Here is a 22,369-nt window from a genome sequence, read left to right on the forward strand (position 1 = left end):
AGCACTTAGCTGTCGCATTGCTGACCGTCCGTCGCCACGTCATCCACCGATGCTGCAACGCGTCTAGACAGCACCTCTTTCCATAATTACGATGTAATTACTTCAACATTACGGGCTCGGCCCGGTGAGGCAATGCGATGAGTCGACAGTGGGACACCCAGGCCGAAGGCCGGCGCAGGCGCTTGCAGCGTGCCGCCGCGCTGGCGCCGCAGGGCCGCGTGGTGGCCGCCAACGATGTGGTGGCGCTGCTGGAGGCGGTGATCGAGCCCGGCGACCGCGTGTGCCTGGAGGGCAACAACCAGAAGCAGGCCGATTTCCTGGCGCGCTGCCTCACCGAGGTGGACCCCGCGCGCGTGCACGAGCTGCACATGGTGCAGTCGGTGCTGTCGCTGGCCTCGCACCTGGATGTGTTCGAGCGCGGCATCGCCAAACGTCTGGATTTTTCGTTCTCCGGCCCGCAGGCCGCGCGTCTGGCTGGCTTGGTGAGCGAAGGCCGCATCGAGATCGGCGCCATCCACACCTATCTGGAATTGTTCGGCCGCTATTTCATCGACCTCACTCCGCGCATCGCGTTGATCACCGCCCAGGCCGCTGACCGCCACGGCAATCTCTACACCGGCCCCAACACCGAAGATACGCCGGTGATTGTGGAGGCCACCGCGTTCAAGGGCGGCATCGTGATCGCGCAGGTCAACGAAATCCTCGACACCTTGCCGCGCGTGGATATTCCGGCCGATTGGGTGGACTTCGTGACCGAAGCACCCAAGCCCAACTACATCGAACCCTTATTTACCCGCGACCCGGCGTTGATCTCCGAGATCCAGGTGTTGATGGCGATGATGGCGATCAAGGGCATCTACGCCGAGTACGGTGTGGACCGGCTCAATCACGGCATCGGCTTCGACACGGCCGCCATCGAATTGTTGTTGCCCACCTACGCCGAATCGCTGGGGTTGAAAGGCAAGATCTGCCGGCATTGGGCGCTGAATCCGCATCCGGCGCTGATCCCGGCGATCGAATCGGGCTTTGTGCAGTCGGTGCATTCGTTCGGTTCCGAGCTGGGCATGGAGAACTACATCGCCGCGCGCCCGGATGTGTTCTTCACCGGTGCCGACGGCAGCATGCGGTCCAACCGCGCGCTGTCGCAGACCGCCGGTTTATATGCCTGCGACATGTTTATCGGCTCCACCCTGCAGATCGATTTGCAGGGCAATAGCTCCACTGCCACGCGCGACCGCATCGCCGGGTTTGGTGGCGCGCCCAACATGGGCTCGGATGCGCGCGGTCGTCGCCATGCCAGCGCTGCCTGGCTCAAGGCCGGGCGCGAGGCCGCACGACCGGGCGAGATGCCGCGCGGGCGCAAGCTGGTGGTGCAGATGGTGGAAACTTTCCGCGAGCACATGGCGCCGGCGTTCGTCGACAAGCTCGATGCCTGGGAACTGGCCGAGCGCGCCAACATGCCGCTGCCGCCGGTGATGATTTACGGCGATGACGTCAGCCATGTGCTGACCGAAGAAGGCATCGCCAATCTGTTGTTGTGCCGCACGCTGGAAGAGCGCGAGCAGGCGATTCGCGGCGTGTCCGGTTACACCGCCGTGGGTCTCGGACGTGACAAACGCATGGTGGAAAACCTGCGCGATCGCGGGGTGATCAAGCGGCCGGAAGATCTGGGCATCCGTCCGCGCAATGCCACGCGCGATCTGCTTGCCGCGCGCACGGTCAAGGACTTGGTGCGTTGGTCTGATGGGTTGTACGACCCGCCGAAACGTTTCCGCAATTGGTAAGGGCTCAGAATGGAAACCCTGCGATATCGCTTTGACGGCCAGCACGGTGCGCGCACCGGTCTGGAGCATGCGCTGGTCGGCGTGGTCGCCTCCGGCAACCTGGAAGTGCTGGTCGAGCGCGTGCCGCTCGGCGGCGCGATGGAAATCGAGATCCTCACGGCGGCCCGGGGCTTCGGCACGATCTGGCAGGCGGTGCTGGGCGACTTCGCCGCGCGCCACCCGCTGCGTGATGTGCGCATCAGCATCAACGATGTTGGCGCAACGCCGGCAGTGGTGAGTCTGCGTCTGGAACAGGCGATCGATGTTCTGCAAGGAGATGCCGCATGAGCCTCGTGCATCGCACAGACACAGATACCTGCGTAGGAGCGCACCCGGGCGCGACCGGCGTTCCCGGTAACGCCGCGGTCGCGCCCAGGTGCGCTCCTACAGCACAAATCCGGAGGCGCGTAGATGTTGGCGCAACGCCGGCAGTGGTGCGTTTGCGTCTGGAACAGGCGATCGATGTCCTGCAAGGAGATGCCGCATGAGCCTCGTGCATCGCACAGACACCTGCGTAGGAGCGCACCCGGGCGCGACGGGTGTTCCCGGTAACGCCGCGGTCGCGCCCAGGCGCGCTTCTACAGCACAAATCCGGAGTCGCGTATGACCACTACCATTCCCATGGCCGAGCGCAGCTATTACGAAGCCGATGCCCGCGAGCGTATCGACGGGCTGCTGGACGCCGGAAGCTTTCGCGAATTCGTCGGCCCGCGTCGCCGCCTGGTCAGCCCGCATTTGGCGCAGCTCGACGTGCCGGGCGCCTTCGACGACGGCATCGTTGTGGGCGAGGGTGCGTTGCGTGGCCGCAGCGTGTTGATCGCTGCCCAGCAGGGCGCCTTTATGGGTGGCGGCGTGGGTGAAGTGCACGGTGCCAAGCTCACCGGTTTGCTCGAGCGCGCGGCAGCCACGCATCCGGCAGCAGTGCTGTTATTGCTCGACACTGGCGGCGTGCGCTTGCACGAAGCCAATGCCGGCCTGATCGCCATTTCCGAAGTCATGCGTGCCACGCTGGATACGCGCGCGTCCGGCGTGCCGGTGTTGGCGTTGATCGGTAGCGGCAATGGCGCATTCGGCGGCATGGGCATCGTGGCGCGCTGCTGCAGCGCGGTGATCATGTCCGAAGAAGGCCGCTTGTCGTTGTCCGGTCCGGACGTGATCGAAACCGTACGCGGGGTGGAAGAGTTCGACGCCCGCGACCGCGCTCTGGTCTGGCGCGTGACCGGCGGAAAACACCGCTATCTGCTGGGCGACGCGCAGACTTTTGCGGCCGACCGCATCGCCGCGTTTGCCGATGCAGCGGCCGTCACGCTGGACACACTTGTCGAACCCGAAAGCGATGCCGCGCTGCAGGCCCTGGAGCAGGCGCATCAGCAACTGTCTGCGCGCATCGAGGCCTATGGCGATTGCCGCGACGGCCTGGACATCTGGGCGCGCCAAGGCATCGCCGATCCGCAGCGGCTGCCGCTGCTGGACACCGACGCCTTCCTCGCGGCCACTGCAGATCGGAGCACACCATGGAGCTGAGCCAACTGCTCGACCAGCTGTTTCCGCTCGGCCACGCCATCGCGCGCAATGAGGATGTGCTCACCGGCAGCGCGACCACGGCCACAGGCGAGGTCACGGTGATCGGCACCGCTAACAAGCTGGAAGTGGGCGTGGACCATGCGTTGGCCCTGGCCGCCACTGTGTTGGCCAGCACCCGCGCGCATCCGCAGCGGCCGATCGTGATGCTGGCCGACACCGCCGGGCAACGCCTGGCACGTCGCGATGAATTGCTCGGCATCAATGGCTATTTCGCGCATCTGGCGCGTGCGCTGGATCTGGCGCGCAGGCGCGGCGCGCGGCTGGTCACACTGGTGTATGGCGAAGCGGTGAGCGGCGGATTTCTGTCGTTCGGCTTGATGGCCGACCGCATCCATGCATTGCCGGATGCGCAGGTGCGCGTGATGGATCTGCGTGCCATGGCCCGTGTCACCAAGCAATCGGTGGACACCTTGCAGGCGCTCAGCAAAAGCTCGCCAGTGTTCGCGCCGGGCGTGGAGAACTATGTGCGCATGGGCGCGGTGGAATCGCTGTGGGATGGCGATCTGGCGCAGGCGCTGCTCGATGCATTGGTTGCGCCCGTCGATGGCGACCAGCGTCGCGCATTCGGCGCGCAACGCGGCGGCCGCACGCTGGCGCGCGAGGTTGCCGCCGCCGTGGCAGCGGGCGAGGCCTGAGAATGGCCAGCCGCCACGCCCTGGTGTGGTTACGCGACGATGCGCACTGGCAGGCGCACACGCCCGGTGCGCAGCCACGCTTGCAGCAGTGGTTTGCCGCCGGCTTGCCGGCAGTGGTGGCGCGTGGCGACGGCAGCGAGGCGCCGGGCAGCGTGCGCCTGGGCGTGCCGTTGCCGCCCGCCGAAGGTAAACAGCGTCTGGCCTTGCGTGCCAACGTTGTGGAAATCGCCCGCTGCAGTGAGCCCCTGTCGTTGGATGCGGTCATCGCGCACGCACCCGGCGAGTTGCAGCCCGCGCTGCAGGTATTGCGCGCGCAAGCGCAGGCTGATGCACTGCAGCCGCGCGTGTTCGGCAGCTTCGCGTGGCAAGCGTTGACGGGCTTGACCTATGTGCACGCGCAATCGGATCTGGATCTGCTGTGGTCCGTCGAGACGCCCGAGCAGGCGCAAGTAGTGGTTGCCTTGTTGCAGCGCTGGGAACAACGCCATGGCATGCGTGTCGATGGCGAGTTGCTGCTGCCCAACGACATCGCGGTGAATTGGCGCGAGTACGCCAGTGACGCGCAGCAGGTGCTGGTCAAATCCAGCAACGGCTGCTGCTTGTTGCCGCGCGCTGCGTTGTTTCAGTTAAGGAGCGCGGCATGAGCGCGCAGGTCCAACACCTGCAGCATGTGGACTCGCGCGCAGCGCCGCGCGACGTTGCGCACCGGCTCGGCCGGCTCGCCGTCGGCACGCTGCATGCGGAGTTGGCCTGCGCGCCCAAGCCCGGGCTGGTGACGCCGTTCGACAGCGGTAGCCACATCGACATGGATGCCTCCACGTTCTTGCGCAGTCTGTTCGCATTGCGCGGCTACTTTATTGCCATCGCACAGGCCGGCAGCGACAACGCACCCTTTGCACGGCTGCGCGACCTGGGCATCGCGGCCGAGGCGGCCATGCTGCGCGCCACCGGGGGCATCAATACCCACCGTGGCGCGATCTTCAGCCTTGGCCTGCTCACCGCACAGGCCGCACGTCTGCGCGCCGCGCACGGCCAGCGGCCATCTGCCGACGCGGTCTGCAACGGGGTGCAAGTGTGGAGCGCGGCGTTGCGCGCTGCGCCGCTGGACCCAAGCAGCAACGGCCAGCGCATGCGCGCGCAGTACAAGGTGGCTGGCGTTCGCGAGCAGGCCGCAGCCGGCTACCCGCTACTGCGCGAGATCGCGCTGCCGAGCCTGCGCGCCGCGTTGGGCACTGGCGCCACGCAGGACGCTGCACTCGCGCAGACCTTGATGCAACTGGTCGCGCATGTCGACGATCTCAATCTGCTGCATCGTGGCGGCGCAGACGGTCTGGCGTATGCCAAAGCGCAGGCGCGGCGCTTTCTCGATGACGGCGGTATTGCGCAACCGGGCTGGCGCGATCGGCTGTCGTCGATCGGCAAACAATTCGTGGCGCGTCGGCTCAGTCCCGGCGGCAGCGCGGACCTGCTGGCCTGCGCGTGGTTTTTGCATCGTCAGGAGACGCTGTGAGCAGGCGCGCGCCCAGTGTCACTGTGGCTGCAGAAGCAGGTTGCGCGCACACGCAACGCATCTATGCCTCACTTCGCACAGCAGCGGTATTGAACACCGTTGCCCTTAGCGCGCAGATGTGCAGTTCCTGCCGCAGTCGCGCCAGCGCATGCACGCGGCCAACGCCATGACCCTGGCCATCCTCTGCCCAGGCCAAGGCGGCCAGCACGCCGACATGTTCGCCCGCATCGCCGATGCGCCCGCCGCGGCAGCGGTGCTCGCGGCTGCCGGCCAGGTGCTTGGCTCCACTCCGCAAACCCTCGCCGCAGATTCTGGCCGCTACGCCAATGCCGTCGCACAGCCGCTGGTCTGCGCAGGCACCTTGGCGCAATGGCAGGTGCTGCGCGAACACCTGCCGACGCCGTTGCTGGTGCTGGGTTATAGCGTCGGCGAGCTGGCGGCGCATGCGGTGGCCGGCAGCATCGATATCCAGACCTGCCTGCACCTTGCGGCCACCCGTGCGCGCGCGATGGATACGGCCAGCCCCGAGGATGCCGGGCTGATGGCGGTGATCGGCCTGCCGCTGCCCACGCTGGAATCCCTCTGCAGCACGCATGGTGCAGCAGTGGCCATCATCAATGGTGACGACCAAGCCGTGCTCGGCGGACCACGCACGGCATTGCAGCGGCTCGGCGATGATGCGCAGGCGCGCGGCGCGCGCGTCACCGTGCTGCCGGTCAGCGTGCCTGCGCATACGCCGTGGCTGCGCGCGGCCGCCGATGCCTTCGCCGCCGCGTTGAACACGGTGGCCATTCGCGCCCCCACGCTGCGCGTGCTTGCCGGCATCGACGCACGTGCCGTCGCCACGCCGCCGCAGGTGATCGACAGCCTGGCTGCACAGATCGCGCAGACCGTGCGCTGGCACGACGTGCTGGTGCAGGCCGCCGAACGCGGTGCGCGTGTATTTCTCGAACTCGGCCCCGGTAGCGCATTGGCGCGCATGGCGCGCGAGATCGTACCGGGCTGCGAAGCGCGGTCGGTCGACGATTTCCACAGCACCCAAGGGGTGGTGGAGTGGGTCAACGCCGCGTGCGAACGCGCGGCATGACCATCAGGCAGGTGTCGTACACGGCGTGACCCTTGGATGGCGGGTGGCCATCCGTGCTGTACGCGTATCAGGTGTCTGGGAGGGCGCATGACCCCGCAAATTGCAACGATTCTTGGCTTGGTGATCATGTTCATCGTCGCTACCGCATTGCCCATCAACATGGGCGCGGTGGCTTTCGCGCTAGCGTTCATCGTCGGTGGCGTGTGGGTGGGGCTGGACGGCAAGGAGGTGCTGGCCGGCTTTCCCGGCGACCTGTTCCTGACCCTGGTCGGCATCACCTATCTGTTCGCCATCGCGCAGAAAAATGGCACCATCGATCTATTGGTGCATTGGGCAGTACGCGCGGTGCGCGGGCATATCGTGGCCATCCCGTGGGTGATGTTCGTCATCACCGGCCTGCTCACCGCCTTCGGTGCGCTGGGCCCGGCGGCGGTGGCCATCATCGGACCGGTGGCATTGCGTTTTGCCAAGCAATACCGCATCAACCCGCTGATGATGGGCTTGCTGGTCATCCATGGTGCGCAGGGCGGCGGGTTTTCGCCGATCAGCGTGTATGGGGGCATCACCAACAAGGTGGTGGAAAAGGCCGGGCTGGACGTCACCGAGATGGCGGTGTTTCTCACCAGCCTGGGATTCAACCTGATGATGGCGATCATCTGCTTCTGCGCCTTCGGCGGGCTCAAGCTGATGCGTCGGCAGGAGGTGTCGCTGGCCGATGCGCAGTACGTGCCGGTCAGTGGCGATCAAGCATCGCAGCGACGCTTCTCCATCGAAGGCCATGGCGCACTGGTGGCGGCCGGCGGCGGCACCTTGTCCACCGACCCGCTGGCGCTGGAGGCCGTGTCCATCACCCGCGATCGCGTGATCACGCTGGTCGGCCTGCTGGGGCTGGGCGTTGCGGCGCTGGTCTACAACCTCAACGTCGGCTTGGTCTCGATCACCGTCGCCGTGGCGCTGGCGTTGATCTCGCCCAATGCACAAAAGGGCGCGGTGGATGGCATCAGCTGGTCCACGGTGCTGCTGATCAGCGGTGTGGTCACGTATGTCGCGGTGCTGGAAAAGGCCGGCGCGGTGGACTACATCGGCACCGGCGTGTCGCATATCGGCATGCCGTTACTGGGCGCGTTGCTGGTGTGCTACGTGGGCGGCATCGTGTCTGCGTTCGCATCGTCTGCGGCCGTGCTGGGCGCCACCATTCCGCTGGCGGTGCCGTTCCTGATGCAGGGCCAGCTGGGTGCGGCCGGGGTGATCTGCGCGTTGGCGGTGTCGTCCACCATCGTGGATGTCAGCCCGTTTTCCACCAACGGCGCGCTGGTGGTGGCCTCGGCGGCCAAGGAAGAACGCGATGGGCTGTTCCGCCGTTTTCTGGTCTACAGCGGGCTGGTGGTGCTGTTGGGGCCGCTGGCGGCGTGGCTGCTGTTCGTGGTGCCGGGTTGGCTGTGACGATGGCGCTGGTGGGCAGGGTCGGCGGGCGCGCCCGTAGAATGGGCGCCCCCGATCCACTGCCGATGACCTGCCCACCATGACCCTCGCCCCTGATTCGCGCAGTGCCAAGAAGCGCGTGCCGCTGTACGAGGAAGTGGCCGAGCGCCTGCGGCAGAAAATCTACGACTACGCGTTGCCGCCGGGCGAGTGGATCGACGAGCCGGCGTTGGCCGAAGAACTCGGCATCAGCCGCACGCCGCTGCGCGAAAGTCTCAAGCTGCTTGCGGCCGAAGGCCTGGTGCAACTGGATGCAGGCCGCGGCAGCCGGGTCACGCGGCTGACGCTGGAAGATCTCAACCAGCTGTTCCCGGTGATGGCGATGCTGGAAGGCCGCTGCGCGCATGACGCGGTCAAGCGTCTGGATGCGGCCGGCGTGCAGCGGCTGGAAGAGCTGCATGCGGCGATGGAAGCGTCTGCCGCTTCCGGCGATCTGGCCGAGTATTACCGCAACAATTACCTGATCCACGAAACGGTGCAGCATTACGCAGGCAATCCGTGGTTGATCCGGGTGACCCACGATTTGCATCGCATCTTGAAAATGCACCGCGGCCGGCAGTTGTTGACGCCGGGACGGATGGCGCAGTCGCTGGCCGAGCATCGGCAGTTGATGGACTGCGTGCGGCGCGGCGATGCAGAAGGTGCGGAGCGGACCATGCACGGGCATCTGTTGAGCCAGGGCCAGGCGCTGGCGGCCTACGTGGCGGCGGGCGGGATGTTGAACGTGCCGGCGCCGTTGCCGAGCTCCGGTGGGGTGTAGGCGTTCGCGCGTGGTTTCCGGATGTCATGCGGCGCACGTTGCAGTGTTCAACCGTTTCCCTCCGTGCCACGCGCAGTACGGCTAAAAGCTCGCTGCATGCTCATCCTTCTCCCTCCGGGAGAAGGTGCCCGAAGGGCGGATGAGGGTACGGTTGCCGGTGATCTCCAACAGGTGCACCTGTAGACCATGCAGGAATTTGAAGCACAGCTTTCAAGCGTCTGCGCTCAAGCCACAGCGCTCAAGCCACAGCGAAGTCAAAGGCTTCCGCGCCCTCCGGGCGCGGGTGACTTTTGTCTTGGCAAAAGTCACCAAAACCGCTGTCGCCTGACGCAATCCGGCGCGATACGGCCGCGCCGGTCCCCTGCGCTCCTCGTCATGCGCGGCACGGCGCCCAAACTCGCTTCGCTCAAACAAGGGCGCCTCTTCGGCCACACATGACTCCGGTGCTCGGCTTGCTTTAAGGCGACTTGGGTGAAGCGACAGCAAGAACAACAGCAAGAACAACAGCAAGAACAACAGCAAGAACAACAGCAAGAACAACAGCGCCTGCTCACCACGGCAAACACCAACATCAGCGAGCGCCAGAGCTGGGCCGTGGAAGGAGATGTCAGTGTGCCGATTGCCGCTCAACGCAAGCAGGTGCTACGTCCCCATCTGTGTGAGAAGGCGCCCGAAGCGCTGCTGCGCTTTGCCGTCGCTAACGCATCCCCAACGCCAGCAAATCGTCCACCCGTTCGATCAGCGAGGTTCCGGCCAGCCCGGCAAACACGTCCGGGTGGGCGTAGCCCCAGGCGACGGCGGCAAACGGCAGGCCGAGGACCTGCGCCGCTTCCCAGTCGGCGACCTGGTCGCCCACATAGACTGCCTGCGCTGGGGTGTGTGAGGTCGCGCGCAAGACCCGGCGCAGTGCGCGTTGTTTGCCCAGCAGATGCGCGCCGCCTTCGATGATGGCGAATTTGGCGCTCAGTTCTTCGCCCAGGGCGCGTTGTACGTTGTCCACCGCGTTTGACGACACCACCGCCAGGCGCGTGCCACCTGCATGCAGCGCGCTCACAGTCTGTGCAATGCCGGGAAATAACGCAGCCGGTGGCGCGTTGCGCATCAGGCGGATGAAGTCGGCTGCGACCAGCGGCACCCGCCAGGCGGGCAGACCCGATTGTTTGAGCAGCTCGCGCGTGGTCAGCCGTCGCGCGGCGTCCACTTCATGCGCTTCTGCCGCACGGAAGCTATGCCGCGCGGCTAGTGCGCGCTGTGTGCTCAAGAAGAAGCCGAACGAATCGGCCAGGGTGCCATCGAAATCGAAAATGATCAGTGCAGGCATTGCGGCGCAGCGAATGGGGCGTCATAGCCTAAGCAAGCGCGCACGCACGCCGCACGCACACACGTCCCCACGTGTGCGCGCAGGCGATGCGGCTTACGCTTCGGCGAAATGCGACACGATGGGCGCATCGCCCTGCGCGCTTTGTTCGATGACCTTGCGCTGCATTGCGGCCAGGTAGGCGTCCAGTTCTTCGGTGGAGGCGAACACATCGCTCAGCGGCACCGCCTTGACCATGTCGAAGACCTTGCGGATCTGCGGTTGCGGGTTGGTCACCAGCACCTTGCCATGGTGCGTGGCCAGCGCCTTGCGCGCCTTGAAGATGCAGCGGATGCCGGCGCTGGAAATGTATTCCAGCGCGGACAGGTCCAGCACCAGCGTGGTGATGCGGGTGCCCAGCAACGGCGACAGCGCCGTGTCCAGGTCCTGGTAGGTGTGGGTGTCCAGCCGCCCGGTCAGGATGACGCGTTGGCGGGTGTCTTGCGGCGGGTCGATCTGGATGGCGAGCGTGGTCATGACAAAGCCTCGGGGACAGGGGCGTACGGGTGGAGCAGGGTGACGCGCACGATGTTGTATGCACCATCGCGGCGGTAGTCGATGTGATCGGCGAACTGATGCACCAGAAACAAGCCTAAACCGCCGATCTGGCGATCGTCGAGCTCGCTTGTCACATCGGGCATGGGCGCAGCGCACGGGTCGAATGCGCTGCCGGGGTCGTGCATTTCCAGCACCAGGGCCTGGGCGTCCAGTTGCAGCTGCAACCGCAGCGGCTGTTCGGCGCACTGTCCGTGGGTGAGCGCATTGCAGCCCAGCTCCTCCACGATCAGCCGGATCTGGCCGATGCGCTCGGCGTGCAGGCCCTCACGGGTGAGCGAGTCTTCCAGCGCGTCGTTGGCGCCGGCCAACTGGGCCAGCGACGGTGCAATGGCCAGATCGAACTTCATGGGCTGGTTGCCTCTCCGGGAACGCCCCGGCCGGTCTCTGCGACCCGCCCAGCATGCTCCTGGCGCAGCCGGATCGCCAGCAGGGTGATGTCGTCGTACGGATCGGCGTTGCCGGTAAAGCGCGCAATGTTGGCAATCACCGCCTTGCACTGCGCCGCCGCACTGCGGCGCGGATGCAGCGTGGCCAGCAGCCGCTCCAGCCCATAACTTGCGCCGTGCTCGTCCATCGCCTCGGTCACCCCGTCGGTGTACCCCAACAAGGTCTGCCCTGCGGTCATCCGGCCCTGCAGCACGGGGAACGAGGTCTGCGGTTCGATCCCCAGCGGCGGGCCGGTTTCCAGCGGCAGCGGATGCGTCGTGCCGTCGATGTCGATCAACAGCGGCGGCTCGTGCCCGGCGCTGGCCAGCCAGTAATCGCCGCTCACCACATTGATCAGGCCGCACAGCACGGTGGCGAACATGCAGGTGTCGTTGTTCTCGGCCAGCCGCGTGGAGGCGGCGATCAGAATGCCGTCCGGGCGCGTGTGCCGGCGCGCGGCGATCTCCAGCACGCTCACCGCACGCGCCATGAACAACGCCGCCGGCACGCCCTTGTCGGACACATCGCCGACCACAAACCATAGCAGCCCGGGTTCGGTTTCGACAAAGTGGTAGAAATCGCCGCCCACCGCCTTGGCCGGCTCCAGCCAGGCGCAGGTTTCCAGATGCGAACTTGCACGGTCGAAGGTGCGCCCGGACGGCAGCATCGCCTGCTGGATCTCGCGCGCAATCTGCAGCTCGCTCTGCATGCGTTCGCGCGCGGCGGTCATCTCGCCGATCTCGGCGATATGGTGACGGATCGCATCGCGTGCGCTGTCGAACGCGCGCGCCATCACCCCCACCTCGTCATCGCGCTCGATGTGCCGCAGCGGGTATTCGAATTCGCCACGGCGGAAATGCTCGGCGGTATCGGTCAACTCCTCGATCGGCCGCGTCAATTTGCGCGTGATCCGCCCCATCAACCACCACCACACGCATGCACCCACCAATGCGGCTGCGGCCACCCATGCCGCCAGCCAATTCAGACCAGACAACACATAGCCTTCCGAAGCAGACAGCACAAATGTCCAACCACTGTGCCCCACGGCCGCGCTATGGGTCAGAAAGCGCTCGCCATCCGGCGCAGTGTGCGAGAACGAAATCGGCTGGCCGGCCGCAACGGCCCGCTGCAATGGCCGCAGATCCGGCCGCGAGCGCGTCACATAAGCGTCCAGCGTGTGATGCAGGTTGAGCGCCGGGTCGGGGCTGAACACCAGCAGGCCTTCCGGCGACAACAGCATCGGCTGGATACCGATATCGCGCGGCAATTGGTCGATGATCTGGCGCAGATGCTGCAGCGGCAGATCCACGCTCACCATGCCCACGGGCGCCGCGTCGGGCGCATCGCCCGGCCGCCGCAGCGGCAGGTTGTAGCTGGTGTACAGCGCACTGCCGCCATTGCTGTTGAGGTAAGGCTCGGACCACCACGCACGGCCTTCGCGCTGCGTGCGCAGGTACCACGGCATCGCGCGATAGTCGTAGCCCAGCTCGTTCACCGACTTTTCAACGGTGCGCGTGCCGTCGCGATGCACGTACCAGACAAAGCCCGTATCGCCCGCTTTTTGCGTTCGCGGCTCGATGATCAACCGCGCCGCACCGATATCCGGGTCGCCACTGAGCGTAGCCAGCAACAACGCGCGCAGGTTGAACGGCTGCAATCCCACCGCGCCACTGCTCGCCGCCAGCGTGCGCCCGCTCACCTGCACCGAATCCAGCGTCGCCGCCAGGCTGCGCGCGGTCTGCTCGGTCAACCCGTCCACCTCGGTCCGCGCTGCGCCCACCAACTCCGCACGTGCGCCCAGGTAGAACACCGTCCCCAGGGCTGCCAGCAACACCACCAGCACCGCCGTTGCCGCCAGCATCACCCGCATCCGCAAGCTGTTGCGCCAGTGCACGCGCGGGGCGGCCGGTGCGGGAGGCGCGGGCGCTGGTGGGCGGGTAACGATGGCGCGCACTCCCTGGCGATGGCTGTGCGCGATCATGGCAGCTTTGCGCACATCCACAATCGCCGGCAGCGGCCTCATCCTCACGCCGCCGCGATTGACCCCCCGAACGCAAGCGGACTAGATTGGCTGCCCAACTGCCACGGAGGCCGGCCTTGCGCCAGATTCTGACCCCAAGCCTGCTGGCCCTATTGCTTACGGCCTGTAGCGCCCCGGAGACCAGCATGACCCAGACCCAATCCCCCGCCACCGAGGCCGCTGCAGAAGCCAACGTCGAGGCGGGCGGCCGCGGCCTTGCCAAGGTCAATCCCGGTCCGCGCAAGGCGTTCGAGGTCACGCTCACCCTGAACAACGCGCCTGGCACGTTCGGCCTGGTGCAGGCCGCGGCGCAGTACGACGTCAGCAACGAAGCCGAGTGCGGCAAGATCCAGCCGGAGACCGGCACCGCCGGCCGCATCACCAGCCAGGAAGACGTCGCGCTGAAGAAGGTGTCCGATACCGAATATCGCGGCACCGTCTATCTGGACCTGATGCAGGACGAAGACTATTACGGTCGCGGCGTCTGCCATTGGGAATTCAGTGGCGCCAGCGTGATGCTCAAGGCGACTGGCGCGGAAGAAGAGACGCGCTTCCTGTCGTTTATCGAAGCCAAAACGGTGACGGCGCAGCAGGCGTCAACGGAGTACTACTGGAGCGAGCGTTATCCGCGCTCTGAAATGAGCAACTTCCCGGACATGGGCAAGCACGCTGCCGAGGAATTCAAGCCAGAGATTCGCGACAAGCTCTTCACCATCACGCTGGCCGCCAAGGAAGTTGCGCCATGACCATCCCGTCTCCGCAATATGCCGGTCTCTCCGACGACGTCTACAAGGATCGTGCAGTAGGCCGTCGCGCCCCTGGACACGAAGAGATCGTCACGATCGAAGGGCAGCGCTACGCTGTTCTGGAACACGTCAATAACAAGTCGAATGGCTACCAGGGCACGATCTATCAACGCCAGGGCACTGGCGAGATCGTGGTTGCGCACCGAGGTACCGAGGGTGCAGCCAATGACATCCTCACCGATGCGACCATGGTCACCTCGCGGACCAATCCGCAGGCTGCCGATGCATTGGCATTGACCAAACATGCCTTGGATTACGCAAAGGAAATCGGCAAGGAAGAAGGGCGGACACCCCAAGTCACCGTCACCGGTCACTCGCTCGGCGGCGCACTCGCACAGATCTCCGCGCACCATTACGACCTCAAGGGCGAAACCTTCAACGCGTACGGTGCCGCCAGCCTGAGCTATCGCATCCCGGAAGGCGGCAACAGCGTGGTCAATCACGTCATGGCCTCCGACCCGGTCAGTGCGGCCTCACCGCATTTCGGTCAGGTGCGCATTTATGCCAAGCCCACTGAAATTCTCGCCTTGAGCGCGAGCGGTTATAGCAACAGCAAGGCCAACTTCCTGATTCCCGACGATCCGCTGATGGCAGCTACGGCCTCGTTGGGTGCGCACAAACTTGGCAATTTTTTAGGAGAGCATTCCGCGCTCACCGATCCCAACGCACGTCCGCTCGCCGAAAAGAACGCGCGGATGATTGAGGAATACCGCAGCGACGTGAACGGGTTGCGTACCGGTACCACCATCCTGACGCGTGGTGCACCAGGCCTTGGGCAGGATGTGGTCGACGCCGTTCGCGGCCCCCTCGCTCCAGGTGAGCCGGCCAAGCGCGATGCGCATGAGCATGGCAACGACCGCACCTCGTTGCGTATCGATCAACCTGGGCACGTGGGCAACCCCTTGTTCCAGGATGCGCAACGTGGCGTGCATGCGCAGGATGCACGCGCGGGGCGCAGCCCCGATCATCGGAGTGCGCAGTTGTCTGGCTCGCTCGCTTCGGAAATGCACGCGGCCGGCGGCCAGCGCATCGATGCGGTGATGATGAGCCCGGATGCCGCGCGCACGTTTGCGGTGCAGGGCCGTGTGGACGACCCGGCGCAGCTGCGCGTGAGTGTGGACACCATGACCGCCATGAACACGCCGCTCGAACAGAGCAGCCAACGCGTGGCCGACAACGCTGCGCGGCAGTCGGTGGCATTGGAACAGCAGCAGGCGCAGACCCAGCAGCAACAGCAGGGCGCGCGTGCAATGAGCTGAGCGCAGCTCACAGACCAACTGCGCTCACCGCCAGGCGGGCGCAGTCGGTGTTCGCTACCGCATGTGCAACGCATGTACGTCGATCGGTGTGCGATGTACACACCCCACTGAAAAACGCTCGCGACGTTCTATAACGCTCCAGCCATAAGCGCCGGCCTGCCCGGCGTTTGTTGTGTCTTGCGCAACCAGACACCACTTTTCTGCTGCAAGCGCACAACAAAACTCTCTCGCACATCGGGCGCACTCGCAAATTCAAGCACTTCGCGCCCGGAGATATTCCGACATCACAGCTGAGCTATAGCGACCTCGACCAATCGAAACGCGGGTGGTTGAATCGCCAGCGTTTCGCAGTGTCGCTGGTCGTGACTTGAATCGTCTGTCACGCCACACCACGCGGATCGCAATCAGGGGATCAGGCACGGCGCCATCTGGCGCGATATCCATCGATCAAGGGAGAGGGTTCATGAGTGTGTTGAGTACGCGTTACGGCCGCCTGTTGTTGGTGTTGCTGCTGTCGTTGGTCTGCATGAGCGCCGGCGCGCAGGGCATCGCCAAAGGCGCCGATGTCAGCTGGCTCAATCAGCAGGCAGCCAACAATCCGCCGCAGGTCTTCCGCGATGCCTCCAACAAGACCACCGACTTCATCAAGCTGTTCAAGGATGTCGGCGGCAACGCCATTCGCTTGCGCGTGTGGGTCAACCCGAAAGATGGCTGGAACGACGGCCGCGATACGCTCGACAAGGCCAAGCGCGCCACTGCGCAGGGCATGCGCATCATGATCGACTTCCATTACAGCGACAGCTGGGCCGACCCTGGCAAGCAGAACAAACCGGCGGCCTGGGCCGGCCATACCGTTGCCCAGCTCAATACCGACGTCTACAACCACACCCAGGGCATCCTCAAATATCTCAAGGACAACGGCATCACCGTCACCTGGGTGCAGGTGGGCAACGAGATCAACAGCGGCATGCTGTGGGACCAGGGCAAGACGCCCAACTTCGCCAACCTGGGGCAGTTCATCAACAGCGGTTACAACGCCACCAAGGCGGTGTATCCCAACGCCAAGGTCATCGTGCATCTGGCCAACGGCTACGACAACGCCAACTTCCGCTGGTTCTTCGACAACCTGCGCTCGGCGGGCGGCAAGTGGGACGTCATCGGCATGTCGCACTACCCGCCGGTCGGCAGCTGGCAGGATTACAACAACCGCCTGGACACCAACATGCGCGACATGATCAAGCGCTACGGCAGCGACGTGGTGGTGTCCGAGGTCGGCATGGACTGGCAGCAGGCAACCACCACCCATTCCATGCTCACCGACCTGCTCAGCCGCAGCAATGCCATCGGCTCACGCATGCTCGGCGTCTTCTACTGGGAACCCAACGCCTACCCGGGCTGGCAGGGTTACACCATGGGCGCGGTCAACAACAACGGCCAACTCACCGAAGCGCTGCAGGCGTTCTGACCGGCATCCCAGCGAACACGGCGGGGCCCTCCAGCCCCGCCAAACCCCACCCACCGTAGGAGCGCACCCGGGCGCGACGGGTCTTACCGGTAAAGCCCCATCGCGCCCAGGTGCGCTCCTACGGGATGGTCGGCCCTACACGCGTACCCAGCTGCGCAGCGCAAATGCTGCATCGACGGTAGCTACCCACCAATGCCGATGGCTTGACGTCCTACCGACGCCAGCCTGCCGCACCAGCAGACCGCGTCCATCCCGCACATCCGTAGGAGCGCACCGGGGCGCGACTGTGGCGTTACCGGTAAGGCCCATCACGCCCAGGTGCGCTCCTGCAAACACGTGCACGTGTGTGGGTGCATTCCGCCTGTGCCCGAGCGGCAACGGCCGCGTGCGCATCACCCGTCCATGCCCCTCATCCTTTGGTCGTACACCGGCCGCGCCCGTGTGCACAGCACCCGCCATCCCCCCACGCACGCACACACCATCCCATTCCATACGCACCCGTAGCGAGGAATGCCAACAGGTGCGTGCGGTACACTTGGGGGTTCACGAATTCACGATGTCGACACACCCGCGGGGTGTGTCCCCCCGGGAGCGCTAATGAACTGGTTGAACGAAGTGCTGCACAACGATCCGAACCCGCTAGAGACGCAGGAGTGGCTCGAATCGATCAAGGCCGTCATCGACGTCGAAGGCCCGGAGCGCGCCCATCAGCTGCTGGAAGGCATGGTCGAACAGACCCGCCGCGCCGGCGCTTACCTGCCGTTCTCGCCCACCACCGAGTACGTCAACACCATCTCTCCGGCCAACGAGGCCAAGAACCCCGGCGACTCCGCGCTGGAGTGGAAGATCCGCTCGATCATCCGCTGGAACGCCATGGCCACCGTCGTGCGGGCCAACCGCAAGCCGGGTGACCTGGGCGGCCACATCGCCTCGTTCGCGTCCAGCGCCACGCTGTACGACGTGGGCTTCAACCACTTCTGGCGTGCGCCCTCCGACAGCCACCCGGGCGACCTGCTGTTCGTCCAGGGCCATAGCGCGCCGGGCATCTACGCCCGCGCCTTCCTGGAAGGCCGCATCAGCCAGGCCCAGCTGGACAACTTCCGCATGGAAGTGGACGGCCAGGGCATCTCCTCCTACCCGCACCCGTGGCTGATGCCCGAGTTCTGGCAGACCCCCACCGTGTCGATGGGCCTGGGCCCGCTGGCCGCCATCTACCAGGCGCAGTTCATGCGCTATCTGGAAAACCGCGGCCTCATCGAGAAGTCCGACCGCAAGGTGTGGTGCTTCATCGGCGACGGCGAGTCGGATGAGCCGGAAACCCTCGGCGCCATCGCGCTGGCCGGCCGCGAAGGCCTGGACAACCTCATCTTCGTGGTCAACTGCAACCTGCAGCGCCTGGACGGCCCGGTGCGCGGCAACGGCAAGATCATCCAGGAACTGGAAGGCGTGTTCCGTGGCGGCGGCTGGAACGTCATCAAGCTGCTGTGGGGCGGTTACTGGGATGCCCTGCTGGCCAAGGACACCGACGGCGTCCTCAAGAAGCTGATGATGGAAACCGTCGACGGCGAATACCAGAACTGCAAGGCCTTCGGCGGCGCCTATACCCGCGAGAATTTCTTCGGCAAGTACCCGGAGACCGCGGCCATGGTGGCCGGCCTGTCCGACGACGACATCTGGCGCCTCAACCGTGGCGGCCACGACCCGCACAAGGTGTACGCCGCCTACCACCAGGCCGTGAACACCAAGGGCATGCCCACCGTGATCCTGGCCAAGACGGTCAAGGGCTACGGCATGGGCTCGGCCGGTGAGGCGCTCAACCCCACTCACCAGACCAAGAAGCTGGACGACGCGGCGGTCAAGCACTTCCGCGACCGTTTCAACATTCCGGTGACCGACGCCCAGTTGGAAGACGGCCAGGTGCCGTTCTACCACCCCGGCGACGATTCCCCGGAAGTGCAGTACCTGAAGGACCGCCGCAACGTGCTGGGCGGCTTCCTGCCCGCACGCCGTCCCAAGGCCAGCAAGTCCTTCGTCGCGCCCACGCTCGACAAGTTCGAGCGCCTGCTCAAGGACAGCGGCGAGCGCAGCTATTCCACCACCATGTCCTTCGTGCAGAGCCTCAACATCGCCCTGCGCGACAAGGAACTGGGCCCGCGCATCGTGCCGATCGTGGCCGATGAAGCGCGCACCTTCGGGATGGAAGGCATGTTCCGCCAGATCGGCATCTACGCCCCGTTCGGCCAGAAGTACAAGCCGGTCGACGCCGACCAGCTGATGTACTACCGCGAAGACCAGACCGGCCAGGTGCTGCAGCAGGGCATCAGCGAACCGGGTGCGATTGCCTCGTGGATGGCCGCCGGCACCAGCTACTCGGTGTCCGACGTGCCGATGCTGCCGTTCTACATCTACTACTCCATGTTCGGCTTCCAGCGCGTGGGCGACATTGCCTGGCAGGCAGCAGACATGCGCACGCGTGGCTTCCTGCTCGGCGGCACCGCCGGCCGCACCACGCTCAATGGCGAAGGCCTGCAGCACGAAGACGGCTTCAGCCAGGTCATCGCCGGCTCGATCCCGAACGTGCGTAGCTACGACCCGACCTTCGGCTTCGAAGTCACCGTCATCATGCAGCACGGCATGAAGTCGATGATGGAAGACCAGATCGACGAGTACTACTACATCACCCTGATGAACGAGAACTACGCCCACCCCGGCATGCCGGACGGCGCAGCCGAAGGCATCATCAAGGGCATGTACCTGCTCACCGACGCCGGCAAGCCCAAGAAGGGCGAGCTGCGCGTGCAGCTGCTGGGCAGCGGCACCATCCTGCGCGAAGCCATTGCTGCGGCCGAGCTGCTCAACAAGGACTTCGGCGTCACCGCCGACATCTGGTCCTGCCCCAGCCTCAACGAAGTCCGCCGCGACGGCTTCGACGTTGAACGCTGGAACCGCCTGCACCCGGAAGCCGAACAGCGCAAGCCGTACGTCACCCAGCTGCTGGAAGGCCGCCAGGGCCCGGCCATCGCCGCAACCGACTACGTACGCGCCTTCGCCGACCAGATCCGCGCCTTCGTCCCGATGACCTATACCGTCCTCGGCACGGATGGGTTCGGTCGCTCGGATACGCGTGCGAACCTGCGCCGCTTCTTCGAGGTCGACCGTTACTACATCGCACACGCGGCGATTGCCGCGCTGGCGAAGGATGGCAAGATGACCGGCAAGGACGTTGCTCGGGCGATCAAGCAGTACAAGATTGATCCTGAGAAGGCGAATCCTGTTGGGGTTTGATGGAAATAGGAGGGGCGTCGGCCCCTCTTCTTTTTGGTGTACTGATGAAACAAAAAGAGGAGATGAATAATCCGGCTCGAGCAGGTAGTCGCGTTGATTTTTCGTGTGCAGACGTAATTCTTGTTCGCCGGATTTTCTCGAGCAGAGTTCTTAAGGAGCTGGCCAATGGATGGCTGCCAATGGAGCTTTCGGCTGTTCTTAGGTCTTTGGAATCAAATGGGCACTTGAATGAAGGTGCGACACTTTCCAGCATCTATGAGCATGCGTTCAAGTACTGTTTCAAGAATCAACGCGTCGAATACTTCTACAAGAACGCAGTAATTCAGAAGTTGGTCCTAGGTAGGAGTTCACTGGCTGCGACGGCTGCGTTTCTTGAGGTCAGAATCGCCGGCGCAAAGTTAGATGTTCTTCTCGCGAAAGACTGTATAAATGCATTTGAAATAAAGACTGATTTTGATGAATTGGCGCGACTTCCCTCCCAGGTAAGTGCCTATCAGCATGCCTGCCGGGAGGTGTCTGTTGTCACCAGCGATCGCTATGCTTCTGCAGTTGAGAGGTCAACTGGAAGAGAGATTGGAGTCTATGTTCTTACAGATAGGTATCAATTGCATACGATACGCGCGCCGGAAAAGTTCGATTCCTGTCTCGTGCGATCCGATATGCTCGCGCTCCTGCGGCGTAGAGAGTTAGTCGAGTTGATCGATGCATATGGTCGAACATCTGCGTGTATACCTAATACAAGGCTATACCAGGAGGCTCTCGCTGCTTGCCAGGGAGTTGGGCTCATCGAGCTGAATTCGTTCGTGGCGAATCGACTGCGTCGGCGATCTGCCAAGAAGGGGAGCCTCGTGAGCGGGCTGCCCATGTCTCTCGCCGCCTCAGCGATGGCTCAGGACTTGACACACACTCAGATCGCAAGGTTAATTAGGCTGTTCGAAATGGACGTCACAGGGGGAATTCAGAATGAGCTATCACCCGTATTTCCGAGGTAAGCAGTACGAGCTAATCTGCGTCAAAGAGAATGCGGAGCTTCTAGCCAGAGCAGGGTTTTGCCCCGTCATTGAACCGGTAAAGAATGATGCCGGCTCAATGCTCCGTTGCCTCTCAGAAGTGAAAGATAAGGGGGGGCGGGCGTACATTGTTGCGAATCCCGGGTGCGGAATGCTGAAGGGTGGCCTCCCGGAAGATTTTATGGGTAGTATCTCTGCGCTTATTAGTAACTATGAAGGGCTGTCTTGGATCTACCGAGCTCAAGGGGTCGAAGATCAATCAGTAGAGCTATCAGCGGCTAAGCTACCGTTGCTCCATGATCGTTCGACCGATGCTTCAATTATGCGTGCGAGAGCGGAGGCGGCTGGGGCGAGCTTCGACCCCAACGTGTTCGTTGATACAAAAGACTCCGGCCCTCTGTACCGTAGGAATTTCAGAGGCGCGGATAGAATTCTGATTCGAGATGGATTTCGAAAAAAGAAGAATTCGGATTACCTAGATCCGAACATTGAGCATTTTTCTGATCTCCATATAACCTACCAGGATGACGGGATGCAGGGGTTCGGGGACTTTCTCACTGTAGGTGATGAGTATTCGGAGGGAGGTGGGCCTGCATATGCGGTAGCAATTCACCTGACTTTTGTGGATGAGGATAATGACTCGTCAATGTTTATTCGCCACTTCGTTTCTGATTCAAATTTGACGCCTGCGGATCCTGCCGGAAAATTCAGTGAGGCGTTGGGGAAGCTTGCAAAAGCAGTTAGAAAAGTCAATTCAAAGATCATGAAGACTAAAGCGGTTCTTGAGTTTTTGGACCTTCATGATCGGGGGCACTATCCTGGATTGGGTTATGTCAAGAAGCTCAGCATGCAACACCATATCGAGCTGATGATGGATGTTGTCCATGGCTAAGTGCTGCATGCTTTGCTTCCGGGATTCGGCTATTTCCCAGAAAGTTGCAAGGCAGAGTACTGAGCTGGGTTACTGCGACAGATGCACTACACAGCGTGCAATTCTTGTTGAGTGTTCAGAGCTGAGTAGTGATTTTTCTATCCTCCTCTCGCTATATCAGGAGTCCGCAGATGGGGAGCACCTCTTGGAGCTACTCGAGCGAGACTGGGACATATTCTCTTCCGCGGTTTCCGAGAAGCGCTCGCTTCTTGATGCGCTACTTCCGGAGACTGTTGGAACGAGATACATTGCCATCCAATCGGTTGCGGATACTGCTCAGATGTAATGACCCATCGGTTTCTGCACAGGTCAGGTGGTTAATGTAGCGGCATAGGCTTGGTCAGGCGTCATCATCTTCAGTGCCTGATGCG

The 22,369-nt window shown here is 63.8% G+C and carries 19 protein-coding genes; 15 read left to right on the forward strand and 4 right to left on the reverse strand.

Going from position 1 to position 22,369, the window contains the following annotated elements:
- Positions 1–137: 137 nt before the first annotated feature.
- The 9 genes from mdcA to XdyCFBP7245_RS03660 all read left to right on the forward strand — a co-directional run bounded on the left by mdcA (position 138) and on the right by XdyCFBP7245_RS03660 (position 8,881).
- Positions 138–1,784, forward strand: coding sequence for a malonate decarboxylase subunit alpha (gene mdcA, locus XdyCFBP7245_RS03615; RefSeq protein ID WP_104614418.1), 1,647 nt, complete (start codon positions 138–140; stop codon positions 1,782–1,784).
- A gap of 9 nt (positions 1,785–1,793) precedes the next feature.
- A complete protein-coding gene (mdcC, locus tag XdyCFBP7245_RS03620; protein ID WP_104614419.1) occupies positions 1,794–2,111 on the forward strand; it encodes a malonate decarboxylase acyl carrier protein in 318 nt (105 codons plus the stop codon).
- 333 nt (positions 2,112–2,444) lie between these two features.
- Complete coding sequence (locus XdyCFBP7245_RS03630) at positions 2,445–3,347, forward strand: biotin-independent malonate decarboxylase subunit beta (RefSeq protein ID WP_211287635.1); 903 nt, start codon at positions 2,445–2,447, stop codon at positions 3,345–3,347.
- The gene (mdcE, locus tag XdyCFBP7245_RS03635; RefSeq protein ID WP_104614421.1) at positions 3,338–4,042 is read left to right on the forward strand and encodes a biotin-independent malonate decarboxylase subunit gamma; all 705 of its coding nucleotides are present in this window, start codon (positions 3,338–3,340) and stop codon (positions 4,040–4,042) included. The genes XdyCFBP7245_RS03630 and mdcE overlap by 10 nt, the downstream gene beginning before the upstream one ends.
- Before the next feature lie 2 nt (positions 4,043–4,044).
- The gene (mdcG, locus tag XdyCFBP7245_RS03640) at positions 4,045–4,686 is read left to right on the forward strand and encodes a malonate decarboxylase holo-[acyl-carrier-protein] synthase (RefSeq protein WP_104614422.1); all 642 of its coding nucleotides are present in this window, start codon (positions 4,045–4,047) and stop codon (positions 4,684–4,686) included.
- Complete coding sequence (gene mdcB / locus XdyCFBP7245_RS03645) at positions 4,683–5,552, forward strand: triphosphoribosyl-dephospho-CoA synthase MdcB (protein WP_104614423.1); 870 nt, start codon at positions 4,683–4,685, stop codon at positions 5,550–5,552. Before mdcG ends, mdcB begins: the two co-directional genes overlap by 4 nt.
- A 166-nt stretch (positions 5,553–5,718) precedes the next feature.
- Positions 5,719–6,639: a malonate decarboxylase subunit epsilon gene (gene mdcH, locus XdyCFBP7245_RS03650; RefSeq protein WP_104614457.1), complete on the forward strand. Its 921-nt coding sequence runs from the start codon at positions 5,719–5,721 to the stop codon at positions 6,637–6,639.
- A gap of 87 nt (positions 6,640–6,726) precedes the next feature.
- On the forward strand, positions 6,727–8,082 hold the full coding sequence (locus tag XdyCFBP7245_RS03655) for an SLC13 family permease (RefSeq protein ID WP_104614424.1): 1,356 nt from the start codon (positions 6,727–6,729) through the stop codon (positions 8,080–8,082).
- 79 nt (positions 8,083–8,161) lie between these two features.
- A complete protein-coding gene (locus XdyCFBP7245_RS03660; RefSeq protein WP_104614425.1) occupies positions 8,162–8,881 on the forward strand; it encodes a GntR family transcriptional regulator in 720 nt (239 codons plus the stop codon).
- A 697-nt stretch (positions 8,882–9,578) separates the two neighbouring features.
- On the opposite strand, the gene XdyCFBP7245_RS03670 is transcribed toward XdyCFBP7245_RS03660, so the two are convergent.
- From XdyCFBP7245_RS03670 to XdyCFBP7245_RS03685, 4 genes are all read right to left on the reverse strand, one after another.
- On the reverse strand, positions 9,579–10,202 hold the full coding sequence (locus XdyCFBP7245_RS03670; protein WP_104614426.1) for an HAD hydrolase-like protein: 624 nt from the start codon (positions 10,200–10,202) through the stop codon (positions 9,579–9,581).
- Positions 10,203–10,295: 93 nt separating this feature from the next.
- On the reverse strand, positions 10,296–10,715 hold the full coding sequence (locus XdyCFBP7245_RS03675) for an STAS domain-containing protein (RefSeq protein WP_104614427.1): 420 nt from the start codon (positions 10,713–10,715) through the stop codon (positions 10,296–10,298).
- Positions 10,712–11,143, reverse strand: coding sequence for an ATP-binding protein (locus XdyCFBP7245_RS03680; RefSeq protein WP_104614428.1), 432 nt, complete (start codon positions 11,141–11,143; stop codon positions 10,712–10,714). Before XdyCFBP7245_RS03680 ends, XdyCFBP7245_RS03675 begins: the two co-directional genes overlap by 4 nt.
- Complete coding sequence (locus XdyCFBP7245_RS03685; protein ID WP_244907758.1) at positions 11,140–13,092, reverse strand: SpoIIE family protein phosphatase; 1,953 nt, start codon at positions 13,090–13,092, stop codon at positions 11,140–11,142. The genes XdyCFBP7245_RS03680 and XdyCFBP7245_RS03685 overlap by 4 nt, the downstream gene beginning before the upstream one ends.
- A 296-nt stretch (positions 13,093–13,388) precedes the next feature.
- Here XdyCFBP7245_RS03685 and XdyCFBP7245_RS03690 point away from each other — a divergent pair, with 296 nt between their 5' ends.
- The 6 genes from XdyCFBP7245_RS03690 to XdyCFBP7245_RS03715 all read left to right on the forward strand — a co-directional run bounded on the left by XdyCFBP7245_RS03690 (position 13,389) and on the right by XdyCFBP7245_RS03715 (position 21,959).
- On the forward strand, positions 13,389–13,988 hold the full coding sequence (locus tag XdyCFBP7245_RS03690; RefSeq protein WP_170068488.1) for a hypothetical protein: 600 nt from the start codon (positions 13,389–13,391) through the stop codon (positions 13,986–13,988).
- The gene (locus XdyCFBP7245_RS03695) at positions 13,985–15,307 is read left to right on the forward strand and encodes an XVIPCD domain-containing protein (RefSeq protein WP_104614430.1); all 1,323 of its coding nucleotides are present in this window, start codon (positions 13,985–13,987) and stop codon (positions 15,305–15,307) included. Before XdyCFBP7245_RS03690 ends, XdyCFBP7245_RS03695 begins: the two co-directional genes overlap by 4 nt.
- A gap of 463 nt (positions 15,308–15,770) precedes the next feature.
- Positions 15,771–16,772 carry an arabinogalactan endo-1,4-beta-galactosidase gene (locus XdyCFBP7245_RS03700; protein ID WP_104614431.1) on the forward strand — a complete coding sequence of 334 codons (1,002 nt, stop codon included), beginning with the start codon at positions 15,771–15,773 and terminating at the stop codon, positions 16,770–16,772.
- A 597-nt stretch (positions 16,773–17,369) separates the two neighbouring features.
- Positions 17,370–20,057 carry a pyruvate dehydrogenase (acetyl-transferring), homodimeric type gene (aceE, locus tag XdyCFBP7245_RS03705; RefSeq protein WP_104614432.1) on the forward strand — a complete coding sequence of 896 codons (2,688 nt, stop codon included), beginning with the start codon at positions 17,370–17,372 and terminating at the stop codon, positions 20,055–20,057.
- 44 nt (positions 20,058–20,101) lie between these two features.
- Positions 20,102–21,049, forward strand: coding sequence for a sce7726 family protein (locus tag XdyCFBP7245_RS03710; protein ID WP_158255499.1), 948 nt, complete (start codon positions 20,102–20,104; stop codon positions 21,047–21,049).
- A complete protein-coding gene (locus tag XdyCFBP7245_RS03715) occupies positions 21,021–21,959 on the forward strand; it encodes a sce7725 family protein (protein WP_104614434.1) in 939 nt (312 codons plus the stop codon). Before XdyCFBP7245_RS03710 ends, XdyCFBP7245_RS03715 begins: the two co-directional genes overlap by 29 nt.
- The last annotated feature ends 410 nt before the right edge of the window (positions 21,960–22,369 follow it).

Origin of the sequence: Xanthomonas dyei (genome assembly GCF_002939865.1) — a bacterium.
In the GTDB taxonomy this organism is placed as follows: domain Bacteria; phylum Pseudomonadota; class Gammaproteobacteria; order Xanthomonadales; family Xanthomonadaceae; genus Xanthomonas; species Xanthomonas dyei.